The 21,012-nt window shown below is 68.0% G+C and carries 21 protein-coding genes, 1 tRNA gene and 1 pseudogene; 13 read left to right on the top strand and 10 right to left on the bottom strand.

The window, feature by feature from the left end:
* On the top strand, positions 1-445 hold a 445-nt coding region (locus ASE78_RS18805), incomplete at its 5' end, for a YdcF family protein (protein ID WP_156351562.1).
* On the top strand, positions 442-1,152 hold the full coding sequence (locus ASE78_RS15825; protein WP_056498412.1) for a lysophospholipid acyltransferase family protein: 711 nt from the start codon (positions 442-444) through the stop codon (positions 1,150-1,152). The genes ASE78_RS18805 and ASE78_RS15825, both read left to right, overlap by 4 nt.
* Positions 1,153-1,365: 213 nt before the next feature.
* Here the strand turns inward: ASE78_RS15825 and ASE78_RS15820 are convergent, their stop codons facing one another.
* Positions 1,366-3,456, bottom strand: a complete 2,091-nt coding sequence (locus ASE78_RS15820; protein WP_056498411.1) for a malate synthase G — start codon at positions 3,454-3,456, stop codon at positions 1,366-1,368.
* Positions 3,457-3,564: 108 nt separating this feature from the next.
* Here ASE78_RS15820 and ASE78_RS15815 point away from each other — a divergent pair, with 108 nt between their 5' ends.
* From ASE78_RS15815 to ASE78_RS15800, 4 genes are all read left to right on the top strand, one after another.
* Positions 3,565-4,491: a LysR family transcriptional regulator gene (locus ASE78_RS15815; RefSeq protein WP_056498408.1), complete on the top strand. Its 927-nt coding sequence runs from the start codon at positions 3,565-3,567 to the stop codon at positions 4,489-4,491.
* A gap of 23 nt (positions 4,492-4,514) precedes the next feature.
* Positions 4,515-5,582 carry a 4-hydroxyphenylpyruvate dioxygenase gene (gene hppD, locus ASE78_RS15810; RefSeq protein ID WP_056498406.1) on the top strand — a complete coding sequence of 356 codons (1,068 nt, stop codon included), beginning with the start codon at positions 4,515-4,517 and terminating at the stop codon, positions 5,580-5,582.
* Positions 5,583-5,831: 249 nt separating this feature from the next.
* Positions 5,832-7,124, top strand: coding sequence for a homogentisate 1,2-dioxygenase (hmgA, locus tag ASE78_RS15805; protein WP_056498404.1), 1,293 nt, complete (start codon positions 5,832-5,834; stop codon positions 7,122-7,124).
* Positions 7,121-7,480, top strand: coding sequence for a Rieske (2Fe-2S) protein (locus tag ASE78_RS15800; RefSeq protein WP_056498403.1), 360 nt, complete (start codon positions 7,121-7,123; stop codon positions 7,478-7,480). Before hmgA ends, ASE78_RS15800 begins: the two co-directional genes overlap by 4 nt.
* Before the next feature lie 218 nt (positions 7,481-7,698).
* Here ASE78_RS15800 and ASE78_RS15795 read toward each other — a convergent pair whose 3' ends face one another.
* Positions 7,699-8,736, bottom strand: a complete 1,038-nt coding sequence (locus tag ASE78_RS15795) for a patatin-like phospholipase family protein (RefSeq protein ID WP_056498401.1) — start codon at positions 8,734-8,736, stop codon at positions 7,699-7,701.
* A 197-nt stretch (positions 8,737-8,933) separates the two neighbouring features.
* Here ASE78_RS15795 and ASE78_RS15790 point away from each other — a divergent pair, with 197 nt between their 5' ends.
* On the top strand, positions 8,934-9,551 hold the full coding sequence (locus ASE78_RS15790; protein ID WP_056498399.1) for a YbhB/YbcL family Raf kinase inhibitor-like protein: 618 nt from the start codon (positions 8,934-8,936) through the stop codon (positions 9,549-9,551).
* Positions 9,552-9,555: 4 nt separating this feature from the next.
* Here ASE78_RS15790 and pdeM read toward each other — a convergent pair whose 3' ends face one another.
* Complete coding sequence (pdeM, locus tag ASE78_RS15785; RefSeq protein WP_056498397.1) at positions 9,556-10,218, bottom strand: ligase-associated DNA damage response endonuclease PdeM; 663 nt, start codon at positions 10,216-10,218, stop codon at positions 9,556-9,558.
* Positions 10,219-10,545: 327 nt separating this feature from the next.
* On the bottom strand, positions 10,546-12,990 hold the full coding sequence (locus tag ASE78_RS15780; RefSeq protein ID WP_082467270.1) for a ligase-associated DNA damage response DEXH box helicase: 2,445 nt from the start codon (positions 12,988-12,990) through the stop codon (positions 10,546-10,548).
* Positions 12,991-13,063: 73 nt separating this feature from the next.
* Between ASE78_RS15780 and ASE78_RS18800 the strand changes: the two genes are divergently transcribed.
* A complete protein-coding gene (locus ASE78_RS18800; RefSeq protein WP_056498395.1) occupies positions 13,064-13,546 on the top strand; it encodes a hypothetical protein in 483 nt (160 codons plus the stop codon).
* A gap of 38 nt (positions 13,547-13,584) precedes the next feature.
* Positions 13,585-14,922, top strand: coding sequence for an oligosaccharide flippase family protein (locus ASE78_RS18795; RefSeq protein WP_156351529.1), 1,338 nt, complete (start codon positions 13,585-13,587; stop codon positions 14,920-14,922).
* Positions 14,923-15,020: 98 nt separating this feature from the next.
* On the opposite strand, the gene ASE78_RS18790 is transcribed toward ASE78_RS18795, so the two are convergent.
* Positions 15,021-15,164, bottom strand: coding sequence for a hypothetical protein (locus ASE78_RS18790; RefSeq protein ID WP_156349057.1), 144 nt, complete (start codon positions 15,162-15,164; stop codon positions 15,021-15,023).
* A 182-nt stretch (positions 15,165-15,346) separates the two neighbouring features.
* Positions 15,347-15,421 (bottom strand) — tRNA-Gly (locus ASE78_RS15765).
* 166 nt (positions 15,422-15,587) lie between these two features.
* On the opposite strand from ASE78_RS15765, the gene ASE78_RS15760 reads away from it, so the two are divergent.
* From ASE78_RS15760 to ASE78_RS15750, 4 genes are read left to right on the top strand one after another with little or no spacing between them, the layout of a single operon-like run.
* Positions 15,588-16,481 carry a tetratricopeptide repeat protein gene (locus tag ASE78_RS15760; protein ID WP_056498391.1) on the top strand — a complete coding sequence of 298 codons (894 nt, stop codon included), beginning with the start codon at positions 15,588-15,590 and terminating at the stop codon, positions 16,479-16,481.
* Positions 16,478-17,095 carry an LON peptidase substrate-binding domain-containing protein gene (locus ASE78_RS15755; protein WP_055757443.1) on the top strand — a complete coding sequence of 206 codons (618 nt, stop codon included), beginning with the start codon at positions 16,478-16,480 and terminating at the stop codon, positions 17,093-17,095. The genes ASE78_RS15760 and ASE78_RS15755 overlap by 4 nt, the downstream gene beginning before the upstream one ends.
* Entirely contained in the window at positions 17,092-17,259 is a 168-nt protein-coding gene (locus ASE78_RS18405) for a Trm112 family protein (protein ID WP_082467269.1), read from the top strand. Before ASE78_RS15755 ends, ASE78_RS18405 begins: the two co-directional genes overlap by 4 nt.
* Positions 17,256-17,672: a hypothetical protein gene (locus ASE78_RS15750; protein ID WP_056498388.1), complete on the top strand. Its 417-nt coding sequence runs from the start codon at positions 17,256-17,258 to the stop codon at positions 17,670-17,672. Before ASE78_RS18405 ends, ASE78_RS15750 begins: the two co-directional genes overlap by 4 nt.
* Here the strand turns inward: ASE78_RS15750 and ASE78_RS15745 are convergent.
* The 4 genes and pseudogenes from ASE78_RS15745 to ASE78_RS19655 all read right to left on the bottom strand — a co-directional run.
* Positions 17,667-18,230: a hypothetical protein gene (locus ASE78_RS15745; protein ID WP_056499175.1), complete on the bottom strand. Its 564-nt coding sequence runs from the start codon at positions 18,228-18,230 to the stop codon at positions 17,667-17,669. The genes ASE78_RS15750 and ASE78_RS15745 overlap by 6 nt on opposite strands.
* 478 nt (positions 18,231-18,708) lie before the next feature.
* The gene (locus ASE78_RS15740; RefSeq protein WP_056498386.1) at positions 18,709-19,932 is read right to left on the bottom strand and encodes a dicarboxylate/amino acid:cation symporter; all 1,224 of its coding nucleotides are present in this window, start codon (positions 19,930-19,932) and stop codon (positions 18,709-18,711) included.
* A gap of 139 nt (positions 19,933-20,071) precedes the next feature.
* On the bottom strand, positions 20,072-20,494 hold the full coding sequence (gene ribH / locus ASE78_RS15735; RefSeq protein WP_056498384.1) for a 6,7-dimethyl-8-ribityllumazine synthase: 423 nt from the start codon (positions 20,492-20,494) through the stop codon (positions 20,072-20,074).
* A gap of 1 nt (position 20,495) precedes the next feature.
* A pseudogene (locus ASE78_RS19655) lies at positions 20,496-21,012 on the bottom strand (3,4-dihydroxy-2-butanone-4-phosphate synthase); the annotation flags it as partial.

Here is a 21,012-nt window from a genome sequence, read left to right as displayed (position 1 = left end):
GCGGACCGACGGCATCGTCGTGCCGACCGGCGCTCCGGGGCGGATCGAGCGCGGACTGGCGCTGATCGAACAGGGCAGCGCGAAACGGATGCTCGTCACCGGCGTCGATCCCGATGTCCGGCCGATGGAACTGGCGGCGGTGGTCAAGGGGCCGAAGCGGCTGTTCCGCTGCTGCGTCGATCTGGGCCACGAAGCGGTCGACACCCGCTCGAACGCCGACGAGACGGCGGACTGGGTGCGGCGCAACCGCTACCGGTCGGTCCGGCTGGTCACGTCGAACTGGCATATGGCGCGTGCGGCGATGGAACTGCGCCATGCACTGGGCAATTCGGTACGGGTGGTGCGCGACCCGGTGGCCGGGCATCCCGGCTTCGGGCTGTTGTTCGGCGAATATAACAAATATCTGGTGCGGGGGGTCGTGATGCGGCTGGGGATCGACCTATGATCGCGTGGGTTCGGACGTGGCTGTTCCGTATCGCCTTCTACACCGTGTCGGCACCGATCGTGGTCAGCGCGCCGCTCTCCGCCCGCTTCGGGCACCGGGCGATGCTCCGTCACGCCCATGTCTGGATCGCGACGCACCGCTTCCTCGCGCGCTGGTTGCTGGGGGTGAAGGTACGGATCGAAGGGACGGCACCGGCGGGTCCCTATCTGTTCGCGGTCAAGCATCAGTCGATGTTCGAGACGCTGGAAATGGCGCAGCGGATCGACGGCCCGCTGATCGTGCTCAAGCGCGAACTGGCCGACATGCCGTTCTGGGGCCGCGCGGCACGGGCCTATGGCGCGATCCCGGTCGACCGCGATGCCTCGGCGAAGGCGCTGCGCTCGATGCTGCGCGAAGCGACGGTGGCGCGCGCGCAGAACCGGCCGGTGCTGATCTTTCCCGAAGGCACGCGGGTGGCGGTGGGGGACGCGCCTCCGCTACGATCGGGGTTCGCCGGACTGTACAAGGCGCTGGGGATGCCGGTGGTCCCGGTCGCGCTCGACAGCGGCCGCTGCATGCGGCGCAAGGGAGCCGCGCGACCGGGGACGATCACCATCCGCTTCCTCGACCCGATCCCCGCCGGCCTGCCGCGCGACGAGATCGAGGCGCGCGTCCACGCCGCGATCAACGCGCTGGAACCCGCCGCCGGCGGCGTGGCGGCGGGCTAGGACCGATCGACGTTCAGCCAGACCGCGGCTCCTGCATCTCCCCTCCCTGACAAGGGAGGGGTTGGGGGTGGNGGCCGGTTTTGGAGCGCTTACGTTTCCTCTCGGGCCGACCCCCCCCCGCCCCCTCCCTTGTCAGGGAGGGGAGCAGATTGGGCTTGTCAGGGAGGGGAGCAGATTGGGACGGCATTTCGTTGAATGTCGATCCGGCCCAGGCTACCCCGCCTTCGCCCGCGCGCGCCACGCATGGAGCAGCGGCTCGGTATAGCCGCTGGGCTGATCCAACCCCTCGAACACCAGCGCGCGGGCGGCGCGGATCGCCGGGCCGTCGCTGCCCGTCAGCGGGCGATAGGCGGGATCGGCGGCATTCTGCGCATCGACCTTCGCCGCCATCCGCGCGAACGCCGCATCGACATCGGCGGCGGTGCAGACGCCGTGGAGCAGCCAGTTGGCGACATGCTGCGACGAGATGCGCAGCGTCGCGCGGTCCTCCATCAACCCGACATCGTGGATGTCGGGCACCTTGGAACAACCGATCCCCTGATCGATCCAGCGCACGACATAGCCGAGGATCCCCTGGATATTATTGTCGAGTTCGCGCGCGACCTCGGCCGGCTCCCAGTTGCGCCCGGTGGCGACCGGCACGCGCAACAGATCGGCCAGCGGCGCGACCGGTTCGGCGCGCCGCCGCTGCTGTTGCTGCGCAACATCGACCGCATGATAGTGCAGCGCGTGCAGCGTCGCGGCGGTGGGCGACGGGACCCATGCGGTGCTCGCGCCGCTGCGGGGATGCGTGATCTTCTGCGCCAGCATGTCGGCCATCCGGTCGGGCGCGGCCCACATGCCCTTGCCGATCTGCGCGCGGCCGCCCAGCCCGCAGGCAAGGCCGATCTGGACGTTGCGGTCCTCATAGGCGGCGATCCACGGCGTCGCCTTCATCTCTCCCTTGGGAATCATCGGCCCGGCCCGCATCGCGCTGTGCATTTCGTCGCCGGTGCGGTCGAGAAAGCCGGTGTTGATGAACACGATACGGTGGCGCACCGCATGGATACACGCGGCGAGATTGGCCGAGGTGCGGCGCTCCTCGTCCATCACCCCAATCTTGATCGTGTGACGCGGCAGCGCGAGCAAATCCTCGACCGCGTCGAACAGCGTGTTCGTAAAGTCTACTTCCTCCGGCCCGTGCTGCTTGGGCTTGACGATATAGATCGATCCGGCGCGGCTGTTGGCACGCGGCCCGTTCACGTCGTGGAGCGCGATCAGGCTGGTGACGATCGCGTCGAGGATGCCTTCGGGCGCCTCGCCACCATCGGCAAGGCGCAGCGCGGGCGTGGTCATCAGATGGCCGACATTGCGCACGAACAGCAGCGACCGGCCGGGCAGCGTGATGGTGCCGCCGTCATGCGCGACATAGCGCCGATCCCCGGCCAGACGGCGCTCGACACTTGCCCCGCCCTTGGCGAAGCGCGCGGTCAGCGTGCCCTGCATCAACCCCAGCCAGTTGGCATAGGCGGCGACCTTGTCCGCCGCATCGACCGCCGCGACTGAATCCTCCAGATCGCAAATGGTCGTCAGCGCCGATTCGAGCAGGACATCGGCCAGCCCCGCCGGATCAGCGCGCCCGATCGGGTGCGTGTGGTCGATCACCAGTTCGATGTGCAGCCCATGGTGGCGCAGCAACAGATTGTCGCCCGACCGTCCGATCCACTGATCGGGATCGGCCAGCGACGGATCGCCGCCCCGCCAGTCGCGCCAGCTCGCGCCGGCCAGCGGCACCGCGTCGTCAAGGAACGCCCTGGCGCGGGCGATCACCTGCGCGCCACGCGCCGCGTCATAGTCGCCGGACTTGGGTATGCCGGGCAGCGCGTCGGTGCCGTAGAACGCATCGTAGAGACTGCCCCAGCGCGCATTGGCGGCGTTGAGCAGGACGCGCGCGTTGAGGATGGGTACGACCAGTTGCGGCCCGGCGAGCGAGGCGATCTCGGCGTCGACGTTCGCCGGATCGATGGTGAACGGCGCGGGTTCGGCGACGATATAGCCGGTCGCGCGCAGGAACATCTCCTGTTCGGCCGGGTCGATCGGCTGTCCGGCGCGGGTGGCGAACCAGCCGTCGAGTTCCACCTGCAACGCATCGCGCCGGGCAAGCAACGCGCGGTTGTCGGGTGCGAACCGGGCGAGGATCGCGGCGACGCCGTCCCAAAAGGCGGCGGGATCGATGGCGGTGCCGGGCAGCGCCTGCTCCTCGACGAAGGTCGCGAGGTCGGTCGCGACCTGAAGACCGGCCCGTTCGACATAGGTTTGCGCCATTACCGCTTCCTTTCGCCCAACATCATTATCTTGAGCGACGACATAGCCCCTCGCCTTTCCCATCGGTAGCGGCGATGATCGCAGCACAGCCGTTCGCTGGAGGAACGAATGACGCTCGACCCCGATCACGCGCTGTTCGTCGCGATCGTCGATGCCGGCAGCATCGCCGCCGCCGGGCGGGCGCATGGCCTGTCCCCCGCCGCCGTCTCGAAACGGCTGGCGCGGCTGGAGGCGCGGCTGGGCGCAAGACTGGTCGAACGGACGACGCGGCGGCTGCATCCGACCGCCGCCGGCGCGCAACTCCATGCCGATCTGACCCACATCCTCGCGGCGCTGGCGGCGGCGGAGGCGCGGGTCGGCGGGGCGGCGGCGGTGCCGTCGGGCCGGTTGCGGGTGGCGGCACCGACGTCGTTCGGGCGGCTGCACATCGCGCCGCATCTGGGCGGCTTTCTTGGCCACCACCCGGCGATCGCGTTCGAATTGCTGCTGTCCGATGCCTATGTCGATCTGGCGGCAGAACGGATCGATTGCGCGATCCGCATCACCGATCGCGTACCGCCGGGCCTCACCGCACGGCGGCTGGCGACCAACCGGCGGGTAGTGTGCGCCAGCCCGGTCTATCTCGCCGCGGCGGGCGTGCCGACGACGCCCGACGATCTCGCGCGCCACCGGCTGCTCGCCGCCGACGGGCAATTGCCGTGGCGGTTGCTGACGCCGGGACGCCGCGCGCTGATCGAGGGGGCAAGCGCGGTGCGAACCAATTCGAGCGAGGTCGTGCGCGAACTGGCGCTGGGCGGGGTCGGCGTGGCGCTGCGCTCGCTGTGGGATGTGGGCGAGCCGTTGCGCGACGGTCGGCTGGTGCGGGTGTTGCCGGCGTGGGAGGGGCCGCACGACCTCGGCATCCTCGCGATCCACGGGCCGCAACCGAGCGCCGCCGTGACCGCGTTCGTCGATCACCTTGCCACACGGCTGCATGCGGCGTCGTGGGAAGCGCTTGACTTCACGACAGGAGAGGCGCAGCATTGTAACAATTGATACCAGATTGAGAGGATGCGACGATGGAGCATATGGACGTCAATCCGATGGGCCTCGACGGGTTCGAGTTCTGCGAATTCTCCGCACCGGACGTCGAACGCATGGGCCGGCAGCTCGAACAATTCGGCTTCGTCGCCGCATCGCGCCATCCGACACGCGATGTCGTGCGCTACAAGCAGGGGCGGATCAACCTGCTACTCAACCGCATCACGGATGGTCATGCTGCAAGCTTTGCTGCGCAGCATGGACCGTCGGCGGCAGGGATGGCGTTCCGGGTCGGCGATGCCCGCGCGGCGTTCGACGCGGCGATCGCACGCGGCGCGAAGCCCGCTGACGCATCGCACGGCGCGCTTGGCGAAGGCTATGCGCTGGAAGGGATCGGCGGCTCGCTCCTGTATCTGGTCGACCGCCACGGCGATGCCGGATCGCTCTACGACGACTGGGAACAAGTGCCCGGCGCGGCGGAAGCCGAAGCCGAGAACAATGTCGGCCTCGATCTGCTCGACCACCTGACCCATAACGTCAAGCGTGGGCAGATGCGGACGTGGTCGACCTTCTACAACCAGATCTTCGGGTTCGAGGAACAGAAGTATTTCGACATCAAGGGCAAGGCGACCGGCCTGTTCAGCCAGGCGATGATCGCGCCCGACAAGGCGATCCGCATCCCGCTGAACGAAAGCCAGGACGACAAGAGCCAGATCGAGGAATTCATCCGCGACTATAATGGCGAAGGCATACAGCACCTTGCCTTCACTACCAGCGACATCTTCGAGACGGTCGAAAAGCTGCGCGCGCGCGGTGTGAAGCTGCAGGACACGATCGAAACCTATTACGAACTGGTCGACAAGCGCGTGCCCGGCCACGGCGAGGACCTCGAACGGCTGCGGCGCAACCGTATCCTGATCGACGGCAATATCGGCGACGAAGGGCTGTTGTTGCAGATTTTCACCGAACCGATGTTCGGGCCGATCTTCTTCGAGATCATCCAGCGCAAGGGCAACGAGGGGTTCGGCAACGGCAATTTCCAGGCGTTGTATGAAAGCATCGAACTGGATCAGATCCGGCGGGGGGTCATCACCGTCGACGCTTGACCAAAGACCGAAGCGTCAGCTTCGGTCGCGGTGCAGCGCGCAGGCGCTGCCGTCGACCGGCCAGCGCAGCGGAGCCGGGCCACAAAGCGCGGCTTCGCCGCGACTGACGGCCCGGCGGGCGGCAAGCGCCAACCGTCACCCCGGCGAAGGCCGGGGCCCATGGTAACGGCTGGTATCGATAGAAGCGTAACGTCGCCTGTCCATGGATTCCGGCCTGCGCCGGAATGAAGAAGGGCGAAGGAGAGGATCATGCCCGGTTCCACCTACCACCCCGGCTTCGCCAACCATGTCGCCACCGAAGCGGTCGCCGGCGCGCTCCCCATCGGCCGCAACAGTCCGCAGCATGTTCCCTTCGGCCTGTACGCCGAACAATTGTCGGGCACCGCCTTCACCGCGCCGCGCCACGAGAACCGGCGAAGCTGGCTCTACCGCCTGCGCCCCACCGCCAACCACGGCGCGTTCGTGCCCTACACCGGCGCAGCGAACCTCAAGTCCGCACCCATCGACGGTCCGCCGCCCAGCCCCAACCGGATGCGCTGGGACCCGCTGCCGCTGCCGACCGAACCGACCGACTGGGTCGACGGCCTCGTCACCTATGGCGCGACCGGGGACGTCGCCACGCAAACCGGGGTCGGCATCCATCTCTATGCCGCGACCAAGGACATGGACCGCGCGTTCTTCTCGGCCGATGGCGAGTTGCTGATCGTGCCGCAGCACGGACGCCTCGCGATCGATACCGAACTGGGTCGGATCGACATCACCCCGCTCCAGATCGCGCTGATCCCGCGCGGGCTGCGCTTTCGGATCAAACTCCCCGACGGCCAAGCACGCGGCTATGTCTGCGAGAATTACGGCAGCCTGTTCCGCCTGCCCGACCTCGGGCCGATCGGTGCCAACGGCCTCGCCAACCCGCGCGATTTCGAGGTGCCCGCCGCGTGGTTCGAGGACCGCGATACCCCTTGCGAGGTGATCCAGAAATTCCAGGGCGGCCTGTGGACCACCACGCTCGACCATTCGCCGTTCGACGTGGTGGCGTGGCACGGCAATCTGGCGCCGTGCCGCTATGACCTGACGCGCTTCAACACGATCAACACCGTGTCGTTCGACCATCCCGACCCGTCGATCTTCACCGTGCTGACAAGCCCAAGCGACACACCCGGCACCGCCAATTGCGACTTCGTGATCTTTCCGCCGCGCTGGATGGTGGCGGAGGACAGCTTTCGCCCGCCATGGTTCCACCGCAACGTGATGAGCGAGTTCATGGGGCTGGTGACGGGGGCCTATGATGCCAAGGAAGGCGGCTTCGCGCCGGGTGGCGCGTCGCTCCACAACCAGATGAACGGCCACGGCCCCGATCAGGCGAGCTATGAAAAGGCGGTCGCCGCCGAGTTGAAGCCGCACCGGATCGCCGACACCATGGCCTTCATGTTCGAGACGCGCCACGTCGTTCGCCCGACCCTCTGGGCGATGACGACGCCGACGATGCAGCTCGATTACGACGATGTCTGGACCGGATTTGCCAGGGCGAAGCTGCCGGGATGAGCGACGACCGGGTCTTCGCGACGCCGGCCGGGGTGACGCTCGGGCCGCTGGGTGACGTCGCCGAGGGCGCGGCACGCAACTATGTCCTGCAACTGCGTGCCGGGCGGTTCCACGGCTTCGTGGTGCGCACCGGCGACGGCGTCGTCGGCTATGTCGATCGCTGCCCGCACATGGGCCTGCCGCTGGCGCAGACGCTCGACGGCTATCTAACGCCCGATGGATCGGCGATCGTCTGCGGCTGGCACGCCGCGCTGTTCGACATCGCCAGCGGCGCGTGTCTCGGCGGCCCATGCCCTGGCCAGTCGCTGACCCCGTGGCCGGTGACGGTGTGTGATGGGTCGATCGTTACTGGCTGAGGCGGGTTTCACGCAAAGGCACGAAGAAGATTTGGTTCGCGCAGAGGCGCGGAGGCGCAGAGAGGTTAGGGCGCACGATCGTCTCGCGCCGAATGGCGCTGTTCCATACCGCATCGTGGGAGAGGAGAGACGCTGCCGCGTCCACAACCCCTCCGCGCCTCTGCGCCTCTGCGCGAAAAACCCTTCTTCTTCGCGCCTCCGCGTGAACCAATCCCCCCTCAAGCCGCCACCGCCTCGGGCAACGCTGTGAGCGTCGACGCCCGCCCGAACGATCCGGCATTGTCGCGCAACCACGCATCCGCCGTCGCCCGGCCCAGATCGCGCAGCGCCTCCAGTTGCGACCAGCGCGTGTCGCTCTTGCCCGACGGCCCCCGTTCGGCCAGCGCATGCGGCGCTTCCATCAGATGCAGGTTGGTGTCGGCCAGCGCGGTGAACTTGTCGGTGATCGGCGGCGCCTGCCGCGCGATCGCCTGTACTTCGGTCAACGCCTTCAGGTCGCGCAACAGACAGGCGTTGAAGCCGATGTCGCTCATCCGCGTCATCACCTCGACCAGTGTGTCGGGGGTTTCCTTCGTCAGAAACGGCGTGATCTGCACGATCAGCAGGTCGCTCTGGCCATGCCCGTCGAAGATCAGCGGTTCGAGGGCGGGGTTGGCGGAAAAACCGCCGTCCCAATAGCATTCCCCCTCGATCTCGACCGGCCCGAACAATTCGGGCAGGCAGGCCGAGGCCATCAGCGCATCGAGCGTGATCTCGCCGCCCTTGAACAATCGTGCGGCACCGCTCGACACCCTGGTCGCGGCGATGTGCAGCGGCACCGCCTGCGGCGCGGCGAGGGTGCTCAGGTCGATGCTGTCGGCCACGACGCCCCGCAGCGCGCGCATGTCGCGCAGGTCGGGCGACAAGGGCGCGACATAGCGGCCGAACAATTTGCTGAGTTCGATCGAGCGGCGCAGCACCGGCTCGAACAACGGCCCCGCCCAATACATGTCGAAATCGAACGCCCTGAGCGGCGAACGCCGCGACACGCCGCGCCACAACCGTTCGAGCGCCGCCTTCGCCCCCGGCCGCCCGCCTTCCACCAGGCCGCTGACCAGCGCCGCGCCGTTCAGCGCGCCCGCCGAGGCTCCACTGACCGCGACGATCGGCAAATCCTCGTCGAGCAGCCGGTCGAGCACGCCCCAGCCATAGGCACCATGCGCTCCACCGCCCTGCAACGCGAGCGAGAGGCGCGGACGATCGTCGATATGGGTCATGATCGGAATTCCTGGGGGACGAGGGGGTTGCCGGCTCTCCCGATCGGTCGGCGATCCTGTGTCGCCTTGGCCGGGGAAACGGGCGACCGGCCGATTGGATGCAGCCGCCATCGCCGCATTTTGGCGAGGATATGACGGACCCCGCCGCCGCTTCACCGGTTATCCCTCCATACATCACGGCTACAGGGAGATGCGCGATGCTCGAACACGTACCGGCATGGCTCGGGGCATTGCTGCGCGGCGTCCGCGCCGGCGCCTCCAAGCTGACGATCGTCGATCCCGCGCTCGGCAGTTTCGACAGCCTCGATCTGTCGAGTCTCGCCTTCGCCGACGGACAGCGGCTGCCCGAACGCTTCACCGCCGATGGCGAAGGACTGTCGCCGCCGCTCCACTGGCGCGGGGTGCCGGCGGGCACGCGACGTCTGGCGCTGATCGTCGAGGACCCCGATGCGCCCGCCCCGCAACCGTTGGTCCATGCCATCCTGTGGGATTTGCCGCCGGAGGATGGGCAATTGCCTGAAGGCGACATCCGCCCCGATGGCGATGGCGCAGCGGGACACGGCGATGTCGGCCGCAACAGCTATCTGCGCGAAGGCTGGCTGCCACCCGATCCGCCGACCGGCCACGGCGAGCATCGCTATGCGTTCCAGCTCTTCGCGCTCGGCGACGGCCCGGGCCTCGATCCCAACCCCGGCCGCAGCGCGCTGGTCGAGGCGATGGCCGGGCGGGTACTCGCGGCGGGGCTGTTGACCGGCACCTATTCGCGCGGGGAACCCGCCGATGTCGGACCGGTGGGAGCGCCGGCGACCGCCTGATCCGCTACGCCGCCAGCCGGAACCGCAGCAACCGGTCGTCGAGCGCGATCAGCGCCTCGGCGGCCGTACCCACTGCGCGGACGATCTCTGGGTGGCGCGCGTCGAGCCCGCCGGTCAGCGATCCGAAGGCAGGCAGGATCAGCTTGGTATCGGTCGCGACGAAGCAGCGCCGCGATACCGACTTGCCGCGCACCTGTACCCTGAGCTTGGGGTGGAAATGCCCCGACAGTTCGGGGCGCGTTTCCCCGCGCTCGGCCTCGTGGCGCAGCACCAGCCCGTCGACCTCGGCCTCGGCCACCACCCGTCCGCCGCAATGATCGGCGACGACCGGATCATGGTTGCCGGTGATCCACGTCCACTCGGCCCCGCCGGTCAACGCGCGCAGCCGCGCCCGCGCTTCCCCGGACAACCGGTCGCACCCGGCGCTGTCGTGAAAACTGTCGCCTAAGCACCAGATTTCGCGCGGGTCCGTCCGCGCGACCAGCGCCTCGATCCCGGCCAGCGTTTCCAGCGTGTCATAGGGCGGCAGCATCTGCCCGAACTGCGCGAACCAGCTCGCCTTCTCGAAATGAAGATCGGCGAACAGCAACGCGCGCCGCGCAGGCCAATAGAGCGCCCCTTCGCGCAGGGCAGAAAATTCATGTCCGGCGAACGAAAGACGAACCATCGGTGGCGCTATGCCGGTCGTTCCGGTTCGCATCAAGCCGCGCAGGCGTAACGGTCGGATTGATTCACGCGAAGGCGCGAAGGCACGAAGAAGATTTGGTTCGCGCAGAGACGCAGAGGCGCGGAGGGGTTCCGCTTGCGGCAACATCACCCGCGCAAGCGGCCTCTTTCCATCGGAGCAGCCAGCACAACGTCTCCCGGTCGCGCAGCGTCGCCCCGAACGCACCCCCTCCGCGCCTCTGCGCCTCTGCGCGAAAAACCCTTCTGTCCTTCTCCTCCGCGTCTCCGCGCCTTCGCGTGAACCAACCTCCTTCTTCCGACCGACCGATCAATCCAGCGTCATAGCCTCCGCCGCCAACGCTTCCGCCTCGGCCAAAAGCGCATCCTCCGCCGACGACCCCTGCTCCATCCGCTCGCGCCCGATCAGCACCAGCACCGGCACCGCCAGCGGGCTGATCCGGTCGAGTGCCACATGCCGCATCCGCGCCTGCGCCGTCTCCAGCAGCGTCGCCAGCCGCCCGACATCGGTCATCCGCGCCCGCGCATCGTCCCACGCCGCCTGCAACAGCAGATGCCCCGGCTCGTATTTGCGCAGCACGTCATAGATCAGGTCGGTCGAGAACGTCACCTGCTTGCCGGTCTTGCGCTTGCCCGGATGCTGACGTTCGACCAGCCCGCCTATCACCGCCACTTCGCGGAACGCCCGTTTCAGCAGCGCCGATTGCTGCACCCAGTCGACGAACTCATGCTCCAATATATCGGGCGAAAACAGCGCCTGCGGATCGGTGATCGGCTCCAGACCATAGCAGGACAGCGCATAGTCGTTCGCCACGAAGCCGATGGGTTTCAGCCCCATCGCCTCCATCCGCCGCGTGATGAGCATGCCGAGCGACTGGTGTGCGTTCCACCCCTCGAAGCTGTAGGCGACCATGTAATGCCGCCCCTCGCGCAGAAACGTCTCGACCAGCAGCTCTTGCGCGCCCGGCAGCACCGATCGCCGCGCCTGTATCTCTAGCCATTCGCGCACGTCTTCGGGGAAGCGATGCCATTCGCCGGGCGAGGCAAGAAAGCCGCGCACCCGGTCGGCAAGGCTGGTCGACAGCGCCATCCGCGTGCCGCCATATTTGGGAATCCGCGCCGGCCTGCTCGACGCCCGCACCACCAGATCGGTCAGCTCGATCTTCTCGACCTCAAGGCTCATGCCCGCGAAGAAGAACGTATCGCCCGGCGTCAGCGTCGACGCGAAATATTCCTCGACCGTCCCCAGCCGCCGGCCATTCTTGAACCGCACGTCGAGCGTCGGCGCATCGACGATGATCCCGGCGTTCAGCCGATGCTGCGCAACAAACGCGGGTTTGGTGACATGCCACAGCCCATCGTCGCCCAGCCGCAACCGCTTGAACCGGTCATAGGCCTTCAGCGCATAGCCACCCTCGGCGATATAATGCAGCACCCGGTCGAACGTGTCGCCGTCGAGCGCCGAATAGGGCAGCGCGCTGCGCACTTCGTCCAGCATGTCGGCAGTGGCGAACGGTGCGGCACAGGCGCAGCCCATCAGATGCTGCGCCAGCACGTCGAGCGCGCCGGGGCGGAACCGGTCGGGGTCGAGTTCCCCCGCCTCCACCGCGTCCAGTGCCGCCTGCGCTTCGAGAAACTCGAAACGGTTGCCCGGCACCAGCAGCGCCTTCGACACCTCGTCCAGCCGGTGGTTGGCGCGGCCGATGCGTTGCAGCAGCCGCGACGATCCCTTGGGCGCGCCCATCTGGATGACGCAGTCGACATCGCCCCAGTCGACGCCCAGATCGAGGCTGGCGGTCGCGACCAGCGCGCGCAACCTGCCATCGGCCATCGCCTGTTCGACCTTGCGCCGAGCTTCGCGGTCGAGGCTGCCGTGATGCACCCCGATCGGCAGTTGCTTGTCGTTCGCCTTCCACAAATCCTGAAAGATCAGCTCGGCAAGGCTGCGGGTGTTGCAGAACACGATCGTCGTGCGATGCGCCTCGATCTGCTGCATCACCTGTCCGGCGGCATAGCGCCCCGAATGGCCCGACCACGGCACCCGGTCGGTCGGCAGCAGGATACGGATGTCGGGATCGGCCCCGGCCTCGCCCTCGACCAATATCACCGTGTCGATGTCGCCGTCGGGGGCCAGCCACGCGCGATAGCCGTCGGGATCGGCGACCGTCGCCGACAGCGCCACTCGCCGCAAATCCGGCGCCAGCCGCTGCAACCGCGCAAGGCCGAGCGCCAGCAGGTCGCCGCGCTTGTCGGTGGCAAAGGCATGAACCTCGTCAATCACGATCGTCCGCAGGCCGGCGAACAGCGTCGGCGCATCGGGATAGGATAGCAGCAGGCTGAGCGACTCGGGTGTCGTCAGCAGGATATGCGGCGGTTTGCTGCGCTGGCGCGCCTTGCGATCGGACGGGGTGTCGCCGGTGCGCGTCTCGACCCGAATCGGCAGGTCCATCTCGGCGATGGGGGTCAGCAGGTTGCGCTGCACGTCGACCGCCAGCGCTTTCAGCGGCGAGATATACAGCGTGTGCAGCCCGTCGCGCGGCGCCGCGATCAACTCGGTCAGCGTCGGCAGGAACCCGGCCAGCGTCTTGCCCGCGCCGGTCGCCGCGACCAGCAGCGCATGGCTACCCGCCTGCGCCGCCGCCAGCATGTCGATCTGGTGCCGCCTCGGCCGCCACCCACGCGCGGCGAACCAGTCGGCAAGCGGGGCGGGAAGGGGTTCGCTCACCCCGACGCATGTAGGATGCCCGCCGCCCATCCGAAAGCGCCGCGCTGGCAAGGGGGTGGCGGATGTGCGACTCTCGCGGCCGACGCCCTTGGGGAAACCGCCGATGCTCACCACCCTTGCCCTGTTGCTTGCCTTGCCGCAGGCAGCCGCCCCCTGCCCGGCGACCCCGGCCCCGCTGCCGGCGGAATTGCGGAGCTGGACCCGCCCGACCGCCGTGACCGCCGGGGCCGATGCCGCCCGCGCCATGCGCATCCGCCCGGGCGAAACGGTCCGCGCGACGCTGCTGCCGCGATCCGGGGTGCGCTTTGCGTTCCTTCCCCCGAAGGGCGCGGGCCATGCCGGGCTGTTCGGGATCACGGTGGAGCGAGCGGGCCGCTACAAGATCGCGCTCGGCGATCGTGCATGGATCGACATGATCCGCGACGGAGCGCCGCTGCCGTCGGTCGCCCACGGCCACGGCCTTGCCTGTTCGGGCATCGCCAAGCTGGTGGAGTTCGATCTTCGCCCCGGCCGCTATCTCGTCCAGATCACGGGTTCGGCCACCCGCCAGATCACCCTCCTCGCCACGCCGGTCGCGACCCGCTAAGCAACCGCCCTTTCCCCGGCAGGACCACCGACCCGACGATGAACGGCACCTCCTCTTCGATCAGGGCCAAGTCGTTCTGGACGATGGGCACCTATGTCGCCTCGACCGCGCTGCGCTTCGGCGGCAACATCATCCTGTCGCGCGTGCTGGGGCCGGAGATCATGGGCGTGGCGGTGATCGCGCAGGCGATCCGCAACGGCTGCGAACTGCTGTCCGACTTCGGCTTCGAACAGAATGTCGTGCGCAGCCCGAACGGTGAGGACGGCGGTTTCCTCGACACCATCTGGACGATGCAGATCCTGCGCGGCGCGATCGTCTCGCTCGCCTGTCTCGCCCTCGCACCGCTGCTCGCGCGCTCCTACGGCATCGACGTCGCGCTGATGATCGCGCTCAGCGCCGCGCCGCTCCTCACCTCGCTGACGTCGACCGCGCCCTACACCATGGCGCGCCAGTTGGAGGTGAAGCGCCGCAACCTGTTCGAACTGGGCAGCGAGGCGGCGGGCCTCGCCATCACCGTCGCGCTGGCGGTGACGCTGCGGAGCGCGTGGGCGCCGATCCTCGCGATCCTGCTGTCGTTCGCGCTGCGCTCGGCGCTCACCTACCCGCTGCTCCACCGCCGCCCCACGCTGCGGTTCGACCGCGCCCATGTCCGTGAGATCGTTCATTACAGCAAATGGATCATGCTCTCCTCGCTCGCCTTCTATGCCGCGATCTATATCGACCGGCTGTATCTGGGCGCGGTGGTGACGCTGGCGATGCTCGGCATCTATGGCCTTGCCCGCTCGATCGGCGACCTGCCCAATACGGTCGCCGGGCGGCTGGGGTTTCAGGTCGTCTTTCCCTTCGTCGCCCACAACGACGGCGGATTCGCGCCGGGCAGCACCGCGCGACGCGAACTGGGCCGCACCCGCGCGCACTTCCTGATCCTCGTCCTGATCGGCGTCGCCACCGTCATGGCATGGGCTGACATGGCGGTGCTGGCGCTCTACGGCGCGCGCTTCGCGGCGGCGGGATGGATGGTATGCGTGCTGCTGGCGGGAAGCTGGATCGCGGTCCTCGCCTCGCTCGGTGAAGCGACCGTGTTCGGCGGCGGCAAGCCGAGCAACGTCAGCACCGCCAACCTGTTGCGCTTCGCGGTGATGGGCGCGGTGCTGCCGCTGGGTTTCCATTGGGGCGGCATGCCCGGCGCGCTGCTGGCGCTCCCGGCGAGCGAGCTGGTGCGCTACCTCTCGCTGCTGCGCGCGCAATATCGCATCGGCGTCGCCTTCGTCGCGCAGGACGTGGCGCTCACCCTCGCCTTTGCCACCCTGTTCGGCGGCTGGATCGCGCTGCGCCTCGCGCTCGGGCTGGGCGTGCCATGGGCGTTGATGGGGTAAGGCGGTTCGCGCTGGTTTGGTGCTGGCCCGCTCCCCACGGGTCCCCGCCACCCAATCGAGGCACGCGGCCGCGCGGTTACCCGCACTGCCCTACCCCCTTACCCCGGCGCATCGTCGTGCGAATCGAAATGCCGCCGCCACTGCGCGATGCCCGCCGCCGTCTGATCGTCGATCTGCACGCCGCGCGGCCCCTGCCGTACGAACACATGGGTGACGAGCAATAGCGAGGCCGTACCGGGCATGGCGTCCTGATCCACGAGGGGCGAGCGGAAGGCCGCTGTCGCATCTGGTGGGGCGGAGCGCAATCGGGGGGAGCACGCGGGGCACGACATGGCAAAGCCATATCGTCAGTCGACGCTCTGCGTCGCTGGCCGGGCGTGTTGCTTTGTCGCTAGATAGCTGCCGCTATCTTGCGGCAACACGCTGGAGCGGGCGAAGGGATTCGAACCCTCGACCCCAACCTTGGCAAGGTTGTGCTCTACCCCTGAGCTACGCCCGCTCTGGCGTCTGTCCGAACCGGCGAACCGGCTGGGGTGAGGCGGGCTATTAGCCGGGGGTTCGGGGTCGCGCAACCCTAAAAAGAAACTCTTTTGCATGTCCCGCGTCATGCCCACATAGGGGCGCTCCCCAACGGACAAAGGAATCGACGCTTGGCCACGCTTGGATTGACCGCCCCGGAAAAGGAAGCCGTGGAGGCGTTCCGCCGCGATGTCGTCGAACCGTCGATGACGCAGCTCGTCGTCATCGATTTCTGGGCCGAATGGTGCGGCCCGTGCAAGGCGCTGACCCCGATCCTCGAAAAAGTCACCGCCGACTATGCCGACAGGGGCGTGGTGCTGGCCAAGATCGATACCGACAAGAACCAGTTCATCGCCGCCCAATTCCAGATCCGCTCGATCCCGACGGTCTATGCGATGTTCCAGGGGCAGTTGGTCGCCGATCTGACGCAGGCACGCACCGAAAGCCAGCTTCGCCAGATGCTAGACCAGTTGCTGCAGCAGTTGCCGGTCGAGCCGGCCGAGCCCGCCGGCCCCGACATCGAACCGCTGGTGGCGATGGGCGAACAGGCGCTGGGCGAGGGCGACGCGATGCGCGCGCTATCGATCTTCGAACAGGTCGCGGAAATCGCGCCGACCCATCCGCAGGTGCTGATCGGCCGTATCCGCGCGCTGCTGGCGCTGGGCGACCATGACACCGCGCAGACCGCGCTCGACGTGCTGCCGCCCGAGGTCGCCAAACTGCCCGCCGTCGATCAGGTGCGCGCCACCCTCGCGCTCGCCCGCGACGCGCAGCCGGTCGACGATCTGGCGGGCCTCAAGGCCGAGGTCGCCGCGCAGCCGGACGATCATGACGCGCGCTTCCGCCTTGCCGGCGCGCTGATGGCGGCGGGCGACCGCGACGGCACCGCCGAGCAGCTTCTGGCGATCGTCGCCGCCGACCGGAGCTGGAACGAGGACGCCGCGCGCCAGCAACTGCTCAAACTGTTCGAGGCGGTCGGCCTTGAGGACCCATGGGTGTCGCAGCAGCGCCGCAAATTGTCCGCGATCCTGTTCGGATGAGCGCGCGCGTCTCGATCTTTCCCCTGAGCGGGGCGTTGCTGTTTCCCAACATGCACCTGCCGCTGCACATCTTCGAGCCGCGCTACCGGGCGATGGTATCCGATTCGCTCGCCCGCGACCGGCGGATCGGCATGATCCAGCCGCGTCCGGCGGGCGGTGAGGGCGACCGCGTGCCGCTGTTCGACATCGGCTGCGTCGGCCAGATCATCGATGTCGAGGCGCAGGCCGACGGCCGCTACGACATCGTGTTGCAGGGCGTCACCCGCTTCCGCATCCTGCGCGAACTGGACGTCACCACCGCCTTCCGCCAGGTCGAGGCCGAGCTGCTGCCGGCCGAGGCGGACGCGACGCTGGCGCTCGCCGAGCGGGCCTCGCTCGAACTGGAATCGCGCCGCTTCGCCGATGCGCAGGGCTATGCGGTCGACTGGGATTCGGTCGCCCGGCTCGACGACGAGAGCCTCGTCAACGGCATCGCCCAGATCGCCCCGTTCGACGTCGCCGCCAAACAGGCGCTGCTCGAAGTGGACCGCCTGTCCGACCGCGCCGAGCTGATCGTGCAACTGATGCAGTTCTTCGGCCGCCACGGCGACGAGGACGAGGCGACGCTGCAATGACGCTCGACCCGTGGCTCCTCTCGATCCTCGTCTGCCCGGTCACGCGCACGCCGCTGGAACATGACGTCGCGGCGAACGAACTGGTCAGCCATGCCGCGGGTCTCGCCTATCCGGTCCGGGGCGGCGTGCCCGTCCTGATCGTGGAGGAGGCGCGCGCGCTGTGAGCCATGACCTGACCGGCAAGTGGAGCGGGATCTTCAACTATCCCCACACCCATCCCCCGACCGCGTTCGAGGCCGACCTCGCCGATCTCGGCGGATCGATCGTCGGCACGGTGCATGAGCCGGACCTGTTCTCGGTGCCCCCCGGCGCGCTGATCGCCGCCGCGATCGACGGCCACCGTGAGGGCGCGAAGGTCGCGTTCAGCAAATTCTACGACGAGAGCGAGGGCTATGCCGACATGGTCGTCTATGCCGGGGCGCTGAGCGACGACGGCTGCGAGATCAGCGGCCGCTGGGACATTCCCGGCGTGTGGTCGGGCACCTTCCTGATGATCCGCCCCACAGCGGTCGTCCCGGCCGGGGAAGTCGCCGGCGAAGCGGTCGACGACCTGCCGCCGGACGGCACGGCCTCATAACAGATAGACGACGACATAGCGCGCGACGAGCGCGACCATGACGATCCGCGCGGCCCGTTCGCCGCGCACCCACATCGCCGCCGCCATCAATGCGACGAGGACCACCGTCAGCACGATCGGCAGCCAGCGCAGCAGATGCACCGCCAGCACCGGCACGCTGGCGTACCACGCCAACTGGCACGCCAGCAGCACCGCCAGCACCCCGATCACGATCCGGCGGACGCGAAAGAAATGCTGGTCGAAGTCGGTCGTCTCGTCGCTGTCGCTCGGAAACGCCAGCCGCGCCGCGAGGTAATAGGCACCGGCGAAGCCCGTCACCGCCATCAACGCCTTGCCCGACACGCCCACCACGTCGCGCACCGTCCATGCCGCCTGCCAGAACGACAACAGGTCGAGCAGTACGAAGATACCCAGCAGCGGCGTCAGCCAGCCGATCCGCACCACGCTGCCCGGCCGCAACCGCCGCTCGATCGCCCGCGCGAACCCGCCGAGCACCTCGGCGATCGACAGCCCGAGCAGCAACCCGAACAACGCGAAGATGAATTCGAAATCCGACATGGCGCCCCCCGACGTCCGCTCGATCCCAAACGGTAGCACCATGACGGCAGGCGCGACAACGGCCGGCCTGTCCTACATCCGGGGCGGCTGCTACGGTTGCAATGCCGGCCCGTGACGGGGATGCGGCCGTTCCTTGACAGTGCCGGACACGACGCTCGCGACGCTGTCGCAAGTGTAAACTTTGTAAACTTTGGCCATGGGGTGGACACCGGACCATAGCCGACAGGCACGGATAACGCCCTGCGACCGGAACCGTGCGGTCCCTGACCATGGCGCACGCAACACCGTCGCAAGTGTAAACTTTGTAAACTTTGGACCCACAGGGGACGCCCGGATGCCGATCCCGGCCCATCTGACCCGCCGTTCAACCGGGGGCGGCTCGCCGCTCCGCCCCGGCGGACCCGATCGACGTTCTCGATCAGGATCGAATGTCGGGCATATCCCAAACGACAGGCATGAATGCCGTCATCTCGCGAGCTTACGCCAAACTGTCACTTTCGCACTCGAACCCGACCGGCGTGACGGGCGCCACCGTCGCTGTCACGATCAGGTCGTAGGTGACGTTGGCGACGGTTCGCGCCATGTCGGGGATCACATCGACCGCAGCGAGGATGGGCAGCAACTCGATCGGCGCACCCAGCGCGATGACCGTCGGCGCGGCGCTCGCATAGACGCTGATCGCGCCCGGAAGTCCAAGGATCATCAGGCTTGAGAGCACCGCCAGCGGTATCGCCATGGCGATCTGGACCGGCGACACCGCGACGCCGCCCATCCATGCCAGCGTCAACGCCACCAGCAGCGTGTTCGACGGTGCGGTGATCTTAAAGACCGCAACGGCGATCGGCAGCGCGACTGACGCATCGCGATCACCGATGCCAAGCGAGCGCGCGCCGAGGATCATCGCAGGCAGGGTTGCGAGCGACGATTGCGTGCTCGCCGCAATCACCTGGGCGGGTGCCGCAACCCGCGCGAAGCGCCAGGGCGGGACGCCGCTGGCGAAGCGCATCCATCCGTACCCGATGGCGATCAACAGCACCGACAGCGCGAGCGAGGCGGCGACATATTGCGCCAGAATGGTAAGCACGCTCACCCCCGCGGACGCCCCTACCGAAAAGGCGAGCGCGCCGATCCCCAGCGCGCCGACCCGCAGTACCCAGCCGATCACCATCACCATGGCGTCGGCCAGACCGTTGAGCGCCTGAACCAATGCAGCGGACCGCTCTTCCTCGATTCGGCCGACCGCAACGCCCAGGACCAGCGCGAAGATCACCAGCGGGACGATCGCCCCCGCCGCCGCCGCCGCGACCGGATTGGTGGGAATCATCGCACGCACCGCCTCGACGGGTCCGGGCACGACCGGGGGCACCGCTGCGGGAAACATGGTGCGCAGCGCGACGATGCTGTCGTGCGGAATCGTGAAAAGGTCGATCAGCAACGGGGCGACCAGCGCCGCGACGATCGCCGACAGGAAAAGCAGCCCGATCATCACGATCGCCAGCCGCTTCCCCAGATCGCCCCCTTCCTGCCCGGTCGCCGAACGCAGCCGGGCAACCCCGGTCACGACCAGCGTGAAGACCAGCGGGACGATCGTCATCCGTAGCAGATCGAGCCACAGTCCACCGATCAGACCGGCGATCGTCAGCGCGGCAGGGCGCTCGCCCGATACCGTCCCGGCGACGAAACCGCCGACGAGCGCAAGCATCAGCCAAGCCGGTGCCGGTATCCGCCGTGCCGCAACCAAGGATATTTTTACCATGACCGCCCCCCGATGGCGATCGTGAGTCTACCATCAGGTGTATGTCAACCGAAAGGGACGACCGATAGGATCGGCTCGCCCGGAGCTATTCCGCGAACCGCTCGCGCAGCGCGAGCATGGCCAGCGCAGCCTTGGCCGCCTCGCCGCCCTTGTCCTTCTCGTCGCGCTTCGCCCGCGTCAGCGCCTGCGCCTCGTTCTCGACGGTCAGGATACCGTTGCCGACGGGGACGCCCTCAAGGCTCAGGTTCATGATCCCGCGCGCGCTCTCGTTCGACACGACCTCGAAATGATAGGTCTCGCCGCGGATGATGACGCCCAGCGCCACGAACGCATCATAGTGTTCGGACGCATCGGCGATCGCGATCGCGCCGGGCACTTCCAGCGCACCGGGCACGGTGATCGTCTCGTGGCTATGCCCCGCCGCCTCGATCGCCGCGCGCGCGCCGTCGAGCAGCAGGTCGTTCAGATGGTCGTAAAACCGGGCCTCGACGATCAGGACCTTCGCCATGTCAATTCTCCGTGATCGGCCGTTCGCCGACGATTTTCAGGCCATAGCCATCGAGGCCGACCAGCGTGTGGTGGGTATTGGTGAGCAGCACCATGTCCTCGACGCCCAGTTCGTTCAGGATCATCGCGCCGACGCCATAGTCGCGCAGTTCCTCCATGTCGGGCACCGGCGCACCGCTGCGGGCATGGATCGCGAGGGTGAGGCCATCGGGACGCGGACGGTTGATGACGACCACCACCCCCGCCCCTTCCTCGGCGATGATCCGCATCGAGCGGCGCAGCAGGCCGCCGCGCTCGCCCCCCTCGCCGAACAGGTCGGCGAACGGCGACAGCGCGTGCATCCGCACCAGCGTCGGCTTGCTCGGATCGATCCGCCCCTTGACCAGCGCGACCTGCTCGCTGCCCGTCGCCTTGTTCCAGAACGACATCGCGCGCCACTCGCCGCCCCACTCGCTCTCGAACACCGTCTCGGCGCGCTTCTCGACCAGATGGTCGTGGCGACGGCGATAGGCGATCAGA

This window comes from Sphingomonas sp. Leaf25, assembly GCF_001421635.1.
In the GTDB taxonomy this organism is placed as follows: domain Bacteria; phylum Pseudomonadota; class Alphaproteobacteria; order Sphingomonadales; family Sphingomonadaceae; genus Sphingomonas.
This window is presented reverse-complemented; position numbering and strand designations above follow the sequence as displayed.

Bases quoted from the DNA above. Each gene is read 5' to 3' on its own strand.
- ASE78_RS15790 (WP_056498399.1), top strand. From the start codon at position 8,934: ATGCTCGAACACGTACCGGCATGGCTCGGGGCATTGCTGCGCGGCGTC.
- ASE78_RS15815 (WP_056498408.1), top strand. From the start codon at position 3,565: ATGACGCTCGACCCCGATCACGCGCTGTTCGTCGCGATCGTCGATGCC.
- ASE78_RS15740 (WP_056498386.1), bottom strand. From the start codon at position 19,932: ATGCTTGCGCTCGTCGGCGGTTTCGTCGCCGGGACGGTATCGGGCGAG.
- ASE78_RS15820 (WP_056498411.1), bottom strand. From the start codon at position 3,456: ATGGCGCAAACCTATGTCGAACGGGCCGGTCTTCAGGTCGCGACCGAC.
- pdeM (WP_056498397.1), bottom strand. From the start codon at position 10,218: ATGGTTCGTCTTTCGTTCGCCGGACATGAATTTTCTGCCCTGCGCGAA.
- ASE78_RS15745 (WP_056499175.1), bottom strand. From the start codon at position 18,230: ATGTCGGATTTCGAATTCATCTTCGCGTTGTTCGGGTTGCTGCTCGGG.
- ASE78_RS18405 (WP_082467269.1), top strand. From the start codon at position 17,092: ATGACGCTCGACCCGTGGCTCCTCTCGATCCTCGTCTGCCCGGTCACG.
- ASE78_RS18790 (WP_156349057.1), bottom strand. From the start codon at position 15,164: ATGCCCGGTACGGCCTCGCTATTGCTCGTCACCCATGTGTTCGTACGG.
- ASE78_RS18800 (WP_056498395.1), top strand. From the start codon at position 13,064: ATGCTCACCACCCTTGCCCTGTTGCTTGCCTTGCCGCAGGCAGCCGCC.
- ASE78_RS15825 (WP_056498412.1), top strand. From the start codon at position 442: ATGATCGCGTGGGTTCGGACGTGGCTGTTCCGTATCGCCTTCTACACC.
- ASE78_RS15795 (WP_056498401.1), bottom strand. From the start codon at position 8,736: ATGACCCATATCGACGATCGTCCGCGCCTCTCGCTCGCGTTGCAGGGC.
- ASE78_RS18795 (WP_156351529.1), top strand. From the start codon at position 13,585: ATGAACGGCACCTCCTCTTCGATCAGGGCCAAGTCGTTCTGGACGATG.
- ASE78_RS15800 (WP_056498403.1), top strand. From the start codon at position 7,121: ATGAGCGACGACCGGGTCTTCGCGACGCCGGCCGGGGTGACGCTCGGG.
- hmgA (WP_056498404.1), top strand. From the start codon at position 5,832: ATGCCCGGTTCCACCTACCACCCCGGCTTCGCCAACCATGTCGCCACC.
- ASE78_RS15755 (WP_055757443.1), top strand. From the start codon at position 16,478: ATGAGCGCGCGCGTCTCGATCTTTCCCCTGAGCGGGGCGTTGCTGTTT.
- ribH (WP_056498384.1), bottom strand. From the start codon at position 20,494: ATGGCGAAGGTCCTGATCGTCGAGGCCCGGTTTTACGACCATCTGAAC.
- hppD (WP_056498406.1), top strand. From the start codon at position 4,515: ATGGAGCATATGGACGTCAATCCGATGGGCCTCGACGGGTTCGAGTTC.
- ASE78_RS15780 (WP_082467270.1), bottom strand. From the start codon at position 12,990: ATGGGCGGCGGGCATCCTACATGCGTCGGGGTGAGCGAACCCCTTCCC.